The following is a 17051-nucleotide window of genomic DNA, read 5'->3' as shown; positions in this document are numbered from 1 at the left end:
TTTAAAAATCCGTAGGTTCTACTTACGGATTTTTTTGTTTTCATTAAAAGTGATAGAAAGCATCTGTTATGAATTCCATGCGAGTTCCTGCTTTGTTTTTTATTATACTCATAATATCAAAACGCACTTCTACATCTTCTTGTGGTTCTAGGATTTCTTCTACAAAATGATGAGCTGCTGCTACTATCCTTTTAATTTGACCAGGTTTTAAAAAATCCTTAGGATCACCAAAGTCTGGTGTACTTCTGGTTTTAACCTCTACAATGGCTATAACATCGTTTAATCGAGCTATAATGTCAATCTCATTTTTTTGATAGACAAAGTTGGTAGCCAGAATTTCATAACCCAATTTTTCAAGATGAGCTACCGCCATCTTCTCTCCTTGTTTACCTAATTCATTGTGTTGCGCCATCCTATTGAGTTAATGTAATACGAGATTCTTCAATCGAGATATTCATAATTCTTCCCATTATCAAGCTTTGATTATTCTCGACATGTCCAGCTGGAATGTTGTAAATGACAGGATATGAATATTGTGCAGTACGTTCTTCAATAATTTGTATAGCTGTTTTACCAAAGGGAATGTCGTGATCATTCATACTTGTTAATCCACCAACTACTATCGCCTTTAATTGTGATAACAAACCAGCTCTGTGCAATGAATACAACATACGCTCAAAATGATACAAATACTCATCTATTTCTTCTATAAACAAGATTGAATTATGTGTTTTTGGGAAATCATCACTTCCTAGTAAACTGTATAAGATAGACAAATTGCCACCTATGAGAGTTCCCTGAATTTCCTGTGGTTTGATACCTCTATCATTTGGCACCATCATCTTAACAACTGGGTTAAAAAGAACCTCTATGAAACTATACTGATTAGCTAGTGATTTATTGGTCCACTCCATAGGCATTAAACCATGAATACTTTCCAGTCCTAGATTAATAATTTTTGAATGAATCAATGTGATATCCGAATAACCGATTATCCATTTAGGATACTTTAAAAGGACATTAAAATCTATCAAATCAAGAATTTGAATAGTACCATAGCCACCGCGTGCAATCCAAATTGCTTTTACATCTGGATTGCTTAATGCATTATTGAAATCATCTACTCGTTGTTGGATGGATCCTCCTTGTTGATGCTCTATTTTTCCAATGGTATCGCCACATATAACAGACAATCCTTGCTGTTCCAGTGCTTTGATAGCAGGTTGCAAAGAATCTTTTTGCGCACTTCTTGCTGTGCATAGTATATAAACAAGATCTCCTTTCTCTAAGTAATTAACTGGTTTATAACTCAATACAATTTGTTTTTAATCGATTTTTAAACTTTTATGAGTAATAAAAGTCATAAAACTAAGTTATAAATTTTTAACTTACCCTTTTAAACCACGTTGACATGACGGCTACACTTACTTCTTGTAATACAGATACTCTTAATACTTATGTACCTAGCGGTTCAAAACCATGGAATATAAATAGGGTAAGGCACGCTGTACGGAGGTTAGGTTATGGAATAGATCATATTCAAGAAAACAATGCATTGTCTGTTTCACCAGACGTATTTATTGAAGGTCTTATAACCGATGCGTTGGCCTACAATAACACTCCAGCTCCTAATTGGGGTTATTGGCGTCAAAGTGATTATACGGATTATAATAATGAAAGAGTAACCCAAATACAGCAATGGTGGACTCAAACTATGAATGACAATCTAAATCTTGGATTGAAGGCAAGAATGACCATGTTCTGGCATAATCATTTTGTTACCCGTGTAGAGGATTATAATGCGCCCAGTTGGTTATTTCAATATTACAATTTGCTACAAACTCATTGTTTAGGGAATTTTAAATCACTTACTAAAGCCATAGGAAAAAATGAATCCATGCTTGTATTCCTCAATGGAGCTCTAAATTATCAAGGTAATCCTAATGAGAATTATGCCAGAGAACTTTTTGAACTGTTTACTTTAGGAGAAAACAATAACTACACCCAGCAAGATATTGTTGAAGCTGCAAGAGCGCTCACTGGATATAATAGTTACACAGAGCTAGGTGCTCCCATTAACTTTTTACCAGCAGGATTTGATAATCAGTCCAAAACAATCTTTGGAGTATCGAGTAATTTTAATCACGACACTCTAATTGATCATTTATTTGCTGTAAGGGCAAATGAAATTTCAGATTTCATCATTAAAAAATTATATCGCTATTTCGTAAGCCCAGAACTACCTGCACAATCTATTATTGATACTCTCGCACTTACCTTTAGATCAAATAACTGGGAACTACTTCCCGTTCTCAGACAATTATTTAAAAGTGAACATTTTTTTGCTCAAGATGCTATAAGTGTCGTTATTAAATCTCCTATAGATTGTTTTTTAACCTTTATCAAAGAAGCGAATTTTACGATAACAGATCAACAATTATCAATCGTACATTACGTGAGTGCTGCATTAAGCCAAGAGCTTTTTAATCCTGTCGATGTTGCTGGATGGCAAGGAGATCAAGAATGGATCAATAGCACTAGCTTAACAGGTCGCTGGCAAGGATTAGAGTATATTATGTGGCAAGTATGGAATGACGATCCAGAACATTATCGCAATCTAGCCCTAGATATCGCTACCTCAAATACCGATCCTGCAATTATCGCACGTGATATTGTGGATAGGTTTGTTCCTCAATCATTGCATACAAATACAGATTACACCCTTGCAACACAAGTGTTTAAAGGAGATGTTCCAGAGAACTACTTCACATCGGGACAATGGAATTTACAATGGGGTAGCGCTCCATGGCAAACTCTTTTGCTCATTCAACACATATTTAGAATGCCAGAATTCCAACTTAAATAAGAAGCGTCATGTGTCAAAATAATAACAACTATCAAGATCCTAAATCACAAGCTCATCATGACGAACATGAAGCATGGAATCGTAGAACTTTTATACAAGCTTTAGGACTAGCAGGTGCAGGAGCATTTACCTTAGGCGGCAGCCAGATAAGTAGTGCCATGGCCTCACCCATAACAGCAGCACTTACTACAAGTACCAATGATAGAATTTTAGTACTTATTAGACTTAAAGGTGGAAACGATGGCCTAAACACTATCGTCCCTATATACGACTATGGAACCTATGCTAGTCGTAGACCTAGTATTTCATTACCTCAAAATACGCTGTACAATCTTAATTCCAATCTCGGGTTACCATCATTCATGAGCAGCCTGCAATCTAGATGGGGAAATGGAGAAATGAAAGTTGTTCAAGGTGTCGGGTATAACAATCAAGACTTATCTCATTTTAGATCTTCAGATATTTGGGCAAGCGCTGTGGAAACTACCAATGAAGAAACCGGCTGGCTAGGGAGATTATTTGAAAATGAGTATCCTAACTTTATACTCAATCCGCCGGCAGTGCCACCTGCTATTCAAATAGGTAGTTTAGGTAATTTGATATTTGACGGACAACAAACCAACTACGCCTTTTCAGTTGCCGATCCTCAACAATTGTATAATCTCGCACAAAATGGATGGCAGCATGATGTACTCAATGTCCCACCATGTACTTATGGAGATCAACTGAGTTTTTTAAGAACGACTACAAACACCACTTTTCAATATGCTGGTGTCATTCACAGTGCTTACCAAGCAAGTACTACACAAGCATCGTATAACAACAACACTATAGCCGATCAACTAGCCATTGTTGCTCGATTAATAAAAGGAAATTTAGGTACTAAGGTTTACATGGTAACTCTCGATGGATACGACACGCATGCTAGTCAAGCGGCAACACATGCAGATCGTATGCAAAAATTAAGTGATGCCATAGATGCTTTTTACACCGATCTAGCAGCTTATGGAAATCAGGACGAAGTACTCGCGATGACTATTTCAGAATTTGGTCGTAGAGTAGAAGAAAATGGCTCTAATGGTACGGATCATGGAGCTGCTGCACCCATGATGCTTTTTGGACCAGGATTAAACGGTAATGGGTTTGTAGGAAACCACCCTAGCCTTACTCAATTAGACGCTGCAGGTAATATGATCCATAATATAGATTTTAGAGATGTTTATAAAACCGTACTGCAAGATTGGTTATGTATACCTCAATCAACCATCGATCAAGCCATGCTCAATGGGAATTATAATACCTTAAATCTTGGTTTTAATTGTACAACTTTAAGTTTTGATGATAGTTCAATCCAAGACATCAAACATTTAGTCTACTACTCTGGCACTGAAAATATTTTACACCTTACCTTACAATCAGGTCGTAAATGTGACATTCGTATCTACGATATGCTAGGTAAGGAGATAGGTCAAATTTCTTCGGGATATTTAATGCCTGGTACACACGAATTTAACATTAAAAACACCCTAAACACAAGGCTTCAAGAAGGTATTTATATTTATAAAATTCAAGCCGGTCAGGATCAATTATCTAGTCAATTTCTTATGAAATAAACGGGTTATTTGAATTAAGTTATCCTGAGCTCAAGAAAGTGCTTAAAATTGCTTGTGCAGTGATCGCTTTCGCGAAAGCGAACTAAAAATTACAACTATTACAGGCCCAGAAAATATTTTATAAATGCTTTAAAACACTAGTAGTAACCTGTAACTTTGTACTCTTAATTTTACATGCATGAGTAATAGAGTAACAATAACGGCAGCATTACCTTACACCAACGGACCTGTTCACATAGGACACCTAGCTGGAGTGTATGTGCCAGCAGATATCTATGCCCGTTTTAAACGTTTAAAAGGTGAAGATGTAGCCTTTATTTGCGGTAGTGATGAACATGGAGTACCTATTACAATACGTGCTAAAAAGGAAGGCGTTACACCACAAGAAATAGTAGATCGATATCACAAGATTATACGTGATAGTTTTAATGTTTTTGGTATTTCATTCGACAATTACAGTAGAACCAGCGCACCTATCCATCATAAAACAGCAAGCGACTTTTTTAAGAAATTGTATAAAGAAGGTAAATTCATTGAACAGGTTACTGAACAACTATATGATGAAGAGGCTGATGAATTTCTGGCAGATCGATTTGTTGTTGGTACTTGCCCAAAATGTGGTAATCCAGAATCGTATGGTGATCAATGTGAAAAATGCGGGACAAGTCACAATGCAACAGACTTAATCGATCCACGTAGTGCAATTACTGGGAATAAACCACAACTTAAAGAAACAAAACACTGGTTTTTGCCACTTGATCAATACAGTGATTTTTTAGAACAATGGATTGTTAAAGACCACGCTGCAGACTGGAAAACCAATGTTCTAGGACAGGTAAAAAGCTGGATAAATGACGGTCTTAAACCACGCGCTGTAACACGTGACCTAGACTGGGGTATTCCTGTACCTGTAGAAGGTGGTGATGGTAAAGTACTTTACGTTTGGTTTGACGCTCCTATAGGCTATATAAGTGCTACAAAAGAATGGGCAGATCGTACCGGTAAAAATTGGGAGAATTACTGGAAGGACAAAAACACCAAACTGTATCACTTTATCGGTAAGGATAATATCGTATTTCACTGTATCATATTCCCTGCCATGTTGAAGGCACACGGCGAATTCATCCTACCAGAAAATGTCCCTGCAAATGAATTTTTGAATCTAGAAGACGATAAAATTTCAACCTCGCGCAACTGGGCTGTATGGCTACATGAATATCTAGAGGATTTCCCAGGGCAACAAGATGTATTAAGATATGTGCTTACCGCAAATGCCCCAGAAACTAAAGACAATAATTTTACTTGGAAAGATTTTCAAGCACGTAATAATAACGAACTAGTAGCTGTACTCGGTAACTTTATTAATCGCGCACTCGTGCTCACGCATAAGTACTACGATGGAATAGTACCGCAACCCAATGATTATAGTAGTTACGACCTACAAACCCTGGAAGAATTAAAGAAGTTCCCTTCTATTATTGAGGAGAGTATTGAAAAATTCCGCTTTCGCGAAAGCGCAACAGAATTACTTAATCTAGCCAGATTAGGAAATAAATACCTCGCTGATGAAGAACCATGGAAACTTATAAAAACAGATCCTGATCGAGTACAAACAATCATGTTTGTTGGGTTACAAATTGCCACAGCTTTATCAGTATTAAGTAAACCCTTTTTACCTCACACGGCAGTTAAATTAGATAACATGCTTAATTTAAAAGCAGAGGATTTATCATGGAACGACATTGCGACTAAGGACGTTTTACTTCCTTCTAATCATCAAATTAATAAAACTCAATTGTTATTCTCACGTATTGAGGATGAACAAGTTCAACAACAGTTAGATAAGCTTGAAGCAACTAAAAAAGAAAACGCACAATCAAATCCTAAACTTATGCCACAAAAAGAAGAAACAAATTACGATGACTTCATGAAAATGGATCTGCGAGTAGGAGAAATTCTAACTGCCGAAAAGATGCCTAAAACGGACAAACTAATGGTAATGACCGTAGATACTGGTATCGATAAACGTACCATAGTTTCTGGAATAGCACAACACTTTACAGCAGAAGAATTAATAGGACGTAAAGTTACCGTGCTTGCCAATCTTGCGCCTAGAAAATTACGTGGTGTGGAATCTCAAGGGATGATTTTACTAGCCGAAGATCCTGATGGTAAACTGGTTTTTGTTAATCCAGATGACGCTGTTGTAAATGGGGCTACCATAGCATAAACATACTAAGTAATCCTTCTTATAAATAAAAAAGTAGCTGTATAGCTGCTTTTTTATTTAATGAACCTAAGTTTTTATTTTAGTTCGCTGGAATCAAAAATTTTCTATGATCTAGGCAATGGCACATAACTATCATCATTATCCATCATAGGAAATGTTTTGTTACGCCACGCTTGCTTTGCTTCTTCAATCTTATCCTTTGAACTACTCACAAAATTCCAGTGTATAAAACGTTGTTCTGGTAATTGTTCACCACCAAAAAGTAAAATATGGCTGTTGGCTTTGATAGTAAGGTTGCACACGTTTTCTGTTTTACTTACCAGCATATTTCCTGCACTTACGGCTTTATCACAAGCGATCACACCACCTTCAACTATGGTAACACCTACTTCTCCTTTTAATTTGTCAGCAATACACAAATCATAATCGGCTGTGGTTTTAATGTCAATCATGAATAAAGGAGTGTGTACGGGAACAGGTGATGTTTTACCATAACCAGTTCCTGCTACAAGTGTGAATTTTGCAGTGCCATCTTCCCAATTAGGTAACTCATTGGCATCGATGTGATGAAATTCTGGTAGCGCATTTTCAAGCTCCTTGGGCAAGGCTATCCATATTTGATAACCATGCATGGTAAACTCAACTTTATCTTGCCTTAATTGATCTGGTGTACGTTCTGTGTGAGAGCAACCACTTCCTGATACCATCCAATTAACAGAACCTGGTTCAATGAGCTGTCTGGTTCCTAGAGAGTCTTCATGCATTATCGAACCTTCCATTAAATAGGTAAGAGTGGATAACCCTATGTGAGGATGTTGATCTACATCCATATACTTATCTGGACCTAGTTTCGCTGGTCCCATGTGATCGATAAATATAAATGGGCCTACCATGCGCTTTTTCCTAAAAGGAATCAACCTACCTACTAGAAAGTCTCCTATATCGCGACTGCGCTCCTCAATAATTAAATCAGTATTTGACATGGGTTATTTTTCATAAATATAGTAGGAATATCGCTTTCGCGAAAGCGAGACAATATTCAAATCTTTTTACATAAAAAAACCGTTACTTGAACAAGTAACGGTTTCTATATTCTATAAGAATCACTTATTATTTCAAAGTTTTCTTTACTTCTACCTCACGGAAACATTCAATAATATCTCCTTCTTGTAGATCATTGTAATTCTTGATTTGCATACCACATTCGTAACCTTTTGCTACTTCCTTAACGTCATCTTTGAAACGTTTAAGAGCTGCAAGTTCACCAGTATACTTAACAACACCATCTCGAATTAGGCGCACGCCACCATTACGATATATTTTACCATTAAGAACCATACAACCTGCAATGGTACCTACTTTAGATATCTTGAATGTCTGACGAACCTCTGCATCTCCGGTAATTTCCTCCTTAAGCTCAGGAGAAAGCATTCCTTCCATAGCATCCTTAAGATCGTTAATCGCATCATAGATTATGCTATAAGTACGGATATCCACCTCTTCCTTCTCTGCTACTGTACGAGCATTACCTTGAGGTCTTACGTTAAACCCGATGATAATCGCATCTGAAGCTGTTGCAAGAAGCACATCACTTTCTGTAATTGCACCTACACCTTTATGGATGATATTAACTTGTATTTCTTCAGTTGAAAGTTTCTGGAACGAGTCGGTAAGTGCCTCTACAGATCCATCAACATCTCCTTTCAGGATTAAGTTAAGTTCTTTAAAGTCTCCTAAAGCAATACGTCTACCGATTTCATCAAGTGACAGCGTTTTCTGAGTACGTACAGATTGTTCACGTTGTAACTGTGTACGTTTAGCGGCAATATCTTTGGCCTCGCGTTCATCTTCAAACACATGGAACTTATCACCTGCTTGTGGTGCTCCATCTAATCCTAGAATAGAAACCGGAGTTGATGGCCCAGCTATTTCAATAACTTTACCACGCTCATCATGCATTGCTTTTACTTTACCGTGTGTACGTCCTGCAAGAACGTAGTCTCCGATTTTAAGAGTACCAGCTTCAACAAGAATGGTAGAAACATATCCACGTCCTTTATCCAAGTAAGCTTCTACAACTGTACCTACAGCAGGCTTATTAGGATTTGCTTTTAGATCAAGTAACTCGGCTTCTAAGATTACTTTTTCAAGTAGTTCTTGAACACCTAAACCAGTTTTGGCTGATATATCGTGTGATTGAATTTTTCCACCCCAATCTTCGACTAGTAAATTCATATTTGCTAGCGACTCTTTTACCTTATCAGGATTTGCAGTTGGTTTATCTACCTTATTTATAGCAAATACGATAGGAACTCCTGCGGCTTGGGCGTGACTAATTGCCTCTTTGGTTTGTGGCATTACATCATCATCTGCTGCAATTACAATTATTGCGATGTCCGTAACTTGTGCACCACGAGCACGCATGGCTGTAAAGGCCTCGTGACCTGGTGTATCAAGAAAAGCAATACGTTGACCATTATCAAGAGTCACACCATAAGCACCGATGTGCTGTGTTATTCCTCCACTTTCGCCAGCGATTACATTTTCCTCACGTATGTAATCCAGTAATGATGTTTTACCATGATCTACGTGTCCCATTACTGTAACAATAGGAGCTCTTGTTTCTAGATCTTCTTCGTTGTCCGCAACTTCTGTAATTGAATCTTCAATATCGGCAGTAACAAACTCTACTTCATAGCCAAATTCCTCAGCTACTATAGTCATTGTTTCTGCATCCAATCTTTGATTCATTGTCACCATCATACCTAGGGACATACAAGCTCCAATAATCTGGTTAACCTGAACATCCATCATAGTAGCTAGATCGTTAACAGTAACAAACTCTGTTACTTTAAGGATCTTTTCTTCTGCACTAGCTTGTTCTTGTTCAACGCGCTCTCTATGTTGATCACGTTTATCACGACGGTAACGAGCAGCTTTGGACTTGTTAGATTTACCTTGCAGTTTTTCTAATGTCTCGCGAACTTGTTTTTGGATTTCCTCATCAGTAGGTTCCTCCTTAACAACATTCTTTCTACCTCGTTTATTACTTGGTTTGTTTCCTCCTGGTTTACCGCCACGACGGTTATCAGGTTTAGAGATACGTTTACGTTTACCTCTTGAAGAATCTGTCTTCTTTTTCGGTTTTTGGAATTTAGAAAGGTCTATTTTTTGTCCCGTAACCTTTAACCCATCTAATTTCTTATATTCCGTTTGAATCTTCTCTGGTTCAGAGTTTTCAGGAGCCGCAGCTTTCTCAGGAGCAGGCTTCTCTGTCTTTACTTCCTTTTTAGGAGTTTCCTTTTTTGGAATCGGTTTTTGATCTTGTTTAGCTTCCTCTTTTTTAGGAGCAGCTTTTTTAGGCGCTTCCTTTTTCTTCTTAGGTTCAAGATCAATTTTACCCTTAATAGTTGCTCCTTTAACAGCTTTTCTGTTTGAAACTACTGCTGGTCCTTGAGTTTCCTTTTCAGGAGTTTTCTCTTCTACCTTTTCAGGAGTTTTGTCCTGGGTTTGTTTTTCAACTTTAGCAACAGGTTCTTCCTTTTTCTCAGGAGTTGGCTCCTCAACAGTTTCTTCAGGTTTAGCATCTAAATCTACTTTACCTACCTGTTTAGGTCCGTCCAGTTTAGCTTTGGCTTTAATGATTTTTTCTTCCTTAATGCGCTGCTTTTCCTCTTGCTCCTTCTCACGCTGTAAACGCAATTCTTCTTGTTCCTTGCGTTTTTCGGCGCTTACTTCTTTAGAAGCTACCTTCTTGCTTTTGTCTGTCTGAAACTCATCAGCAAGTGCCTGATACACGGTAGCATCAATCTTAGTCGTAGGTCGAGCTTCAATCTCGATACCTTGAGCGTTAAGATATTCTACAGCGCGATCAAGAGAAATATTAAATTCTCGAAGCACTTTATTAAGTCTCATATTTTTAATTTCAGCCATAAATATGGTTACGGGTTGTGACTACTATTTAATCTTCAAATTCAGACTTAAGAATGTTTACTACCTCATAAATAGTTTCATCCTCAAGATCAGTACGTTTTATTAAGTCAGCAACGTCTTGCTCTAGAACACTTTTGGCAGTATCCAAACCTATTTTCTTGAATTCTTCGATAATCCACATTTCGATTTCATCAGAGAATTCGGTAAGCTCTACATCTTCTTCAGCACCTTCACGAATAACATCTATTTCGTATCCTGTAAGCTTTCCTGCAAGACGTATGTTATGTCCACGTCTACCTATCGCTTTTGATACTTCATCAGGATGTAAAGTTACTTCAGCACGTTTATTTTCCTCATCTAGATTCATTGAAATAATCTTAGCTGGACTCAATGCGCGTGCAATATACAACTGTGTATTGTTAGTAAAGTTAATTACATCAATATTTTCATTTCCTAGTTCACGTACAATACCGTGAATACGAGAACCTTTAACACCAACACAGGCTCCTACAGGATCAATTCTATCATCGTAACTATCGACTGCTACTTTTGCTTTTTCACCTGGTTCTCTAACCACTGCTTTAACCTGAATAACCCCATCAAAAACTTCTGGGATTTCTTGCTCAAACAGCTTTTCTAAGAATTTAGGAGATGTACGAGAAAGAACGATGTTAGGTTTTGTACCTCTCATTTCAACACTCTCTATTACTCCTCTAACATTCTCCCCTTTTCTAAAAAAGTCAGATGGTATTTGTCGATCTTTAGGTAGAATAATTTCATTTCCTTCATCATCTAGCAATATAATCGCTCTATGTCTGATGTGGTGAACTTCGGCACTGTACAACTCACCTTCAAGATCTTTAAATTGTTTAAAGATGTTTGTGTTATCGTGCTCATGAATTTTTGAAATTAAATTTTGTCTAAGTGCCAATATAGCTCGGCGACCTAATTGTACTAATTTAACCTCTTCTGCAACATCTTCTCCAACTTCATAATCTGGCTCTATTTTACGAGCCTCGGTTAATGAAATCTCTGAATTATCATCCTCAACCTCATCATCTGCCACTACGACGCGATTACGCCATATTTCTAAATCTCCTTTATCAGGATTAATGATAATATCAAAGTTATCATCCTCTCCATACTTTCTTTTCAATGCAGTCCTAAGAACATCTTCAAGTATCGCCATCAACGTGACGCGATCTATCATTTTTTCATCCTTAAACTCAGAAAAAGACTCGATCAACGCGAGATTTTCCATATCTTGATATTAATTAAATTTTATTACCACTTTTGCTTTTTTGATCTCTTCAAATGAAGGAGACCATTCTTTTTCAACAGTCATTTTTCCTTTTCCCACCGTTTTAGGAACACGTGCTTTCCACTTAATGGTTACACCATTTTCTTGAACCGAAATAAGCTCACCAGTTTCTGAACGTTTTTCTCGATCGGTAATCTCTAGTGTGCGTCCTATATTTTTCTTGTATTGTCTAGGCAGTTCTAAAGGAGTTGTAGCTCCTGCACTCGTAACCTCTATTGAGAAATCAACTTCATCTCTATCCAGGTTGTGCTCTACTGCTCTAGAAACAAATACGCAATCTGCAAGAGTCACGCCATTATCACCATCGATGATTACTTTCATGTCATTACTAGCTCCCATTTTAAAATCGATTAGATATAAATCAGGACGCTCTTCAAACGCTTCATTTAGTAATTCAAGTGCTTTTTCTTTCAACATAGCTATAAAAAGAGGGGACAATCGTCCCCTCGAATCCTTTCAAATACGCTGCAAATATAACACGATTTAATGATTACTGCAAGTAACACAGCTATTTATGATTATCGATAAATTCACTATCTTTAATACTCACTAAATTCCACCAAGATGAAAAAAATAATCGTCCCTACTGATTTCTCCATTCAAGCAGAAAACGCATTGAGAATAGCGGCCGACATGGCACGTGAAAACGATGGCGAAGTATACCTTCTTCATCAACTAGATCTTCCTTTACACCTAGCAAATAATGGCAGCTCTAATTTACCCGAAGCTGTATTCTTTATGAAATTAGCCAAAGAAAAATTTGACAACTTGATGAAAGCAGATTTCTTAGACGGAGTAACCGTTCATGGTGACGTTGCTACTGGCGCAGCATTTAGCGGAATTATGGACACCGTAAAAAGACATAATGCCGATATTATTGTAATGGGTTCACATGGTGCCGATGGTGTTAAAAATCTATTTATAGGTTCTAATGCAGAAAAAGTAGTGCGCAATTCTGAAATTCCGGTACTTATCGTAAAAGACCGTAAAGAAAGATTGGATGTAAACGAATTCGTTTTTGCAACGGATCTAGATCCTAATTCAACAAGCGCTCTTAAAGAGGCTGATAATTTTGCCAGACAAACAAATTGCCACTTACACTTACTATACGTAAATACACCAGGAAACTTTTTATCCACTAGAGACGCCAGCGCCAAAATGCAGGAATATTTAAAAAATGTAAATGTAGAACCCAAAGATTATACTATATACAATGATCAATCGGTAGAAGAAGGTGTTTTTAATTTCTCCAAGGATATCAAGGCCGATGTTATAGGAATGGCAACACATGGACGTCGTGGTTTATCTCACTTCTTTAATGGTAGTGTAAGTGAAGATGTAGTTAACCACAGCAGTCTTCCAGTTATCACTTTTAGAATTAAGTAGTCTAAAAACTAAATTTAAAAACAATAACAATAAAAAAATCCCGAAGCAAAAACTTCGGGATTTCTCGTTACTTGTTGGCCTACTAGGACTCGAACCTAGAATGACGGTACCAAAAACCGCAGTGTTACCATTACACCATAGGCCATCTAAGCGGATGCAAATTTAACACAAACCTATAACTGTGCAAAAAAAATTGAAAAAAAATTAAAAAAATTGTTCCCGCCCATAATCTAGCCTTTTGCCGTGCAAGAACTACTAGGTTTTGCCGTTATGCTTTACAAAAGCATGAATAAGAATGCTTATTTTCGCCCATAGATTTTACCACAATTATGAATTGGAATTACGATCAACTAAATAAAATCATTGGATGGATCACCTTTGCCATCGCCTTAACCATATTCTGGCTTACAGTAGAACCTACAATTAGTTTTTGGGACGCTGGTGAGTACATCGCAACATCGGCAATGCTCGAGGTAGGACATCCACCTGGAGCACCGTTGTATCAAATGCTAGGCGCATTCTTCTCAATTTTCACTACCGATGCTACTCAAATCGCCTACATGGTGAATTTGATGTCGGTGTTCTCAAGTGCCTTTGCTGTGCTTTTTATGTTTTGGTCACTCACTTTATTACTTAAAAACCACATACTTAAAGATAAGGCAAGCGATACTATGGTTCTAGGTAGCGCAATGATAGGCTCATTAGCCTTTGCTGTAACTGATAGCTTTTGGTTTAATGCTGTAGAGGCAGAAGTATACGCCATGACAACCATGCTCATGAGTTTAATGTTTTACCTAGGCCTTTTGTGGGAACGCGACATGCTTAAACCTAGAGGTAATCGCTGGCTTATTTTAATCTCATTTATTATAGGTCTTTCCTTTGGAGTGCACTTTCTAGGATTACTTACCATACCAGCTATTGGACTTTTATGGTACTTCAAGCATTATAAAAAAATCACTCCTCTTAATTTCATACTCGCAAATGTCGCTGTTGTCGCAGTCCTTCTATTTGTTTTCCTATTCTTAGGACCTAATACCTTGGCTATTTTTGGCCAACTGGAAATTTTCTTTGTCAATGACATTGGGTTGCCATTCAATTATGGTACTATTATAGTTTTTGTTTTAATTGTAGCCTTATTCATTTATTTAATTACGCTTTCGCGAAAGCGTAATCTACCACTACTAAATACCATAACACTAAGTATCGCATTTATCCTTATAGGTTTTTCCTCATGGGTAATGTTACCCATAAGATCAAATGCTGGAGTTCCTATAAATGAAAACCGTCCCGAGGACGCACGATCATTACTGGCTTACTATAATCGTGAACAGTATCCTAAACAAACTATTTTCTACGGACCTTCATTTACCGATAGGTATGTAGGTCTAGATCCTGACGAGCCTTACGTGGATGAGAAACCTAAATATGAACGCAATGATGAATTAGGAAAGTACGTGATCGTAAATAATTATGAGGATGCTGCTCAAAACACCCATAGCGATCACAAAGGATTTTTTCCTAGAATGACCGACGGTAGTAGGGCTACTAATTATGTTGAATACATGGGTGAGCTGCCTTATGAAATCAAAAAAGGGTATGAAAACAATCCACAACTACTAGAGGTTTTAGGCCAGTTAGAACTAGATTACAAATCAGGAAAAATTGAAACTAACGAGTATATCAATGCCATTGTAGGTTTAAGAGATTATATTACTGTTTCAAAACCAGGGTTCTTTCAAAACGTAGATTACATGTTGAATTATCAAATTTCATACATGTACTTAAGATACTTCATGTGGAATTTTACCGGAAGACAGAATGATGTTCAAGGAGAATGGGATCCATTTAATGGTAACTGGATAAGCGGAATTAAGTTTATTGATGAATTCAGACTAGGTAATCAAGATGAGTTAAGTGAGGACATGTTAAATAATCCTGCACGCAACACTTATTTCTTTTTACCATTAATCCTAGGTTTATTAGGTGCTATTTTTCATTTTACAAAAGATAAAAAGTCTTTTTATGTTACCCTAGTACTTTTTGTTTTCACCGGGATTGCCATAATTATTTATCTTAATCAAGCCATTTTTCAAGTAAGAGAACGTGATTATGCCTATGTAGGTTCCTTTTTAGTATTTTCTATGTGGATAGGAATGGGAGTTTATTCTATCTATGAAGGATTAAGAGACCTTATAAAATCAAAGCCAGCACAATTAGTTTCACTCGTAGCTTGTTTTGCAGCAGCACCTTTACTCATGGGTGTTCAAAACTGGGACGACCATGATAGATCAGGAAAATACTCTGCCTTAGAAAATGCGCGTAAATACTTGGATAGCTGCCTACCTAACGCCATGATATTTACAATAGGTGACAATGACACGTTCCCTTTATGGTATTTACAAGAGGTTGAGAATTATCGCACTGATGTTAGGGTTGTATGTACTTCCCTATTAAGCACAGCCTGGTATATGGATGATATGAAAAAACAAGCATGGGACAGCGCTCCAGTTCCTAGCACTTTATCACACAGCGATTACACCTACGGCACTAGAGATGTTTTATTACCATTAGATAAAGAAAAAGCTGTTGAAATGGGTGCTCCTAAGGCATTCCTTAAAGATACGCTGGACATCACAGACTGGATGGCATGGGTACGCAGCAACAAGCGTTATACCATGGAAGATCGATTCGGGCCTTATGAAGAGCATACTTATCCTAGTAAATTCATACGAGTTCCTGTCAATAAGCAGGCTGTACTAGCTAATGGTGTTGTACCTGAAAAAGATGCTGATAAAATAGTTGACGAAATAATCATTGAACTAGACAGTGATTATGTATATAAAAACAGAATGTTCATGCTGGATATTCTTGCAGCTAATAACTGGGAACGACCTATTTATTTTTCTGGTGGTGCCTTTGGTGACGAAGACTATATCTGGATGAAAGATTATCTTCAATTAGATGGCTGCGCTTATCGTCTAATACCTATAAAATCAGAATACGACCCTAGAGATCCATTTTCAATGGGTCGCGTTGATGCTGATCATGGATATGAGGTATTAAAAAGTTGGAAATGGGGCAACAGCGGTAATCCAGATGTTTTACACGATGTAGAAACTAGACGCAATAGTGTAGGGTTTAGAAGTAATATCACCCGAGTAGCTACCGCACTTACCGAAGAAGGCAAACTAGATAAAGCTGAGGAAATCCTAGACCTGGGAATGGAAAAAATGCCTTTAGAATTATTTGGGCATTATTCTATGATAGAACCTTTTGTGACTGGTTATTATAATATCGATAAAAGAGAAAAAGCACGTGATTTACTATTGAGAGTAATTGCCAAATATCAAGATGAATTAGAGTTCTATGAGAACTTTAATATTGACGATCAAGGTGAAGATGTAAGCATTGCAATTATTACTGCTGTTGAGAGGTATAGAAACCTTGTACAGTCTGCTATTCTAGCAAAAGATATGAAATTTGCTACTGAGCAAATTGATATTTTTAATGAATATATGATGCGATTCCCTAAACAGTATGATCCTAGAGAAAAATTAAGTATTGTAAATACTATATCGTCAAATAGCGACGATTTAGATCCTGCGTTAATCGATAGTGCAATGCTAGAATTACTAAGAATAAACGAGGAAAATACTGATCTTGAATCTTTACAAACTCCAAAGTCAGATAGCCTGGATTAAA

The 17051-nt window shown here is 37.2% G+C and carries 11 protein-coding genes and 1 tRNA gene; 5 read left to right on the top strand and 7 right to left on the bottom strand.

The genetic code is table 11. The annotated features are described in order from the left end of the window. Positions 1–43: 43 nt before the first annotated feature. Together HCN53_RS10525 and HCN53_RS10520 are read right to left on the bottom strand one after the other, a co-directional pair. Entirely contained in the window at positions 44–412 is a 369-nt protein-coding gene (locus HCN53_RS10525; protein WP_167342917.1) for a YraN family protein, read from the bottom strand. Between the two features lies 1 nt (position 413). Then, a complete protein-coding gene (locus HCN53_RS10520; protein ID WP_167342916.1) occupies positions 414–1313 on the bottom strand; it encodes an LD-carboxypeptidase in 900 nt (299 codons plus the stop codon). Between the two features lie 98 nt (positions 1314–1411). On the opposite strand from HCN53_RS10520, the gene HCN53_RS10515 reads away from it, so the two are divergent. The 3 genes from HCN53_RS10515 to metG all read left to right on the top strand — a co-directional run bounded on the left by HCN53_RS10515 (position 1412) and on the right by metG (position 6709). Continuing rightward, complete coding sequence (locus HCN53_RS10515) at positions 1412–2866, top strand: DUF1800 family protein (RefSeq protein ID WP_167342915.1); 1455 nt, start codon at positions 1412–1414, stop codon at positions 2864–2866. A gap of 8 nt (positions 2867–2874) precedes the next feature. Continuing rightward, positions 2875–4479 carry a DUF1501 domain-containing protein gene (locus HCN53_RS10510; protein ID WP_167342914.1) on the top strand — a complete coding sequence of 535 codons (1605 nt, stop codon included), beginning with the start codon at positions 2875–2877 and terminating at the stop codon, positions 4477–4479. 178 nt (positions 4480–4657) lie between these two features. Continuing rightward, positions 4658–6709 (top strand): methionine--tRNA ligase, encoded by a 2052-nt coding sequence (gene metG / locus HCN53_RS10505; protein ID WP_167342913.1) that lies wholly within the window; start codon positions 4658–4660, stop codon positions 6707–6709. A 104-nt stretch (positions 6710–6813) separates the two neighbouring features. On the opposite strand, the gene HCN53_RS10500 is transcribed toward metG, so the two are convergent. From HCN53_RS10500 to rimP, 4 genes are all read right to left on the bottom strand, one after another. Further along, the gene (locus HCN53_RS10500) at positions 6814–7692 is read right to left on the bottom strand and encodes a pirin family protein (RefSeq protein WP_167342912.1); all 879 of its coding nucleotides are present in this window, start codon (positions 7690–7692) and stop codon (positions 6814–6816) included. 127 nt (positions 7693–7819) lie between these two features. Continuing rightward, positions 7820–10642, bottom strand: a complete 2823-nt coding sequence (infB, locus tag HCN53_RS10495) for a translation initiation factor IF-2 (protein WP_167342911.1) — start codon at positions 10640–10642, stop codon at positions 7820–7822. 28 nt (positions 10643–10670) lie between these two features. Then, the gene (gene nusA, locus HCN53_RS10490) at positions 10671–11903 is read right to left on the bottom strand and encodes a transcription termination factor NusA (RefSeq protein ID WP_060523323.1); all 1233 of its coding nucleotides are present in this window, start codon (positions 11901–11903) and stop codon (positions 10671–10673) included. A gap of 9 nt (positions 11904–11912) precedes the next feature. Next, complete coding sequence (gene rimP, locus HCN53_RS10485) at positions 11913–12380, bottom strand: ribosome assembly cofactor RimP (RefSeq protein ID WP_042276295.1); 468 nt, start codon at positions 12378–12380, stop codon at positions 11913–11915. A 147-nt stretch (positions 12381–12527) separates the two neighbouring features. Between rimP and HCN53_RS10480 the strand changes: the two genes are divergently transcribed. Next, positions 12528–13349 carry a universal stress protein gene (locus tag HCN53_RS10480; protein WP_060523324.1) on the top strand — a complete coding sequence of 274 codons (822 nt, stop codon included), beginning with the start codon at positions 12528–12530 and terminating at the stop codon, positions 13347–13349. Between the two features lie 74 nt (positions 13350–13423). On the opposite strand, the gene HCN53_RS10475 is transcribed toward HCN53_RS10480, so the two are convergent. Continuing rightward, positions 13424–13494, bottom strand: a tRNA-Gln gene (locus HCN53_RS10475). A gap of 184 nt (positions 13495–13678) precedes the next feature. Here HCN53_RS10475 and HCN53_RS10470 point away from each other — a divergent pair. Further along, positions 13679–17050 (top strand): DUF2723 domain-containing protein, encoded by a 3372-nt coding sequence (locus HCN53_RS10470; protein ID WP_167342910.1) that lies wholly within the window; start codon positions 13679–13681, stop codon positions 17048–17050. Position 17051 lies beyond the last annotated feature (1 nt).

The sequence above is a fragment of the Nonlabens sp. SY33080 genome (assembly GCF_011784885.1).
Lineage (GTDB): Bacteria > Bacteroidota > Bacteroidia > Flavobacteriales > Flavobacteriaceae > Nonlabens > Nonlabens tegetincola.
The sequence above is the reverse complement of the archived record's forward strand: the minus strand, read 5'-3'. Positions and strand labels throughout refer to the sequence as shown.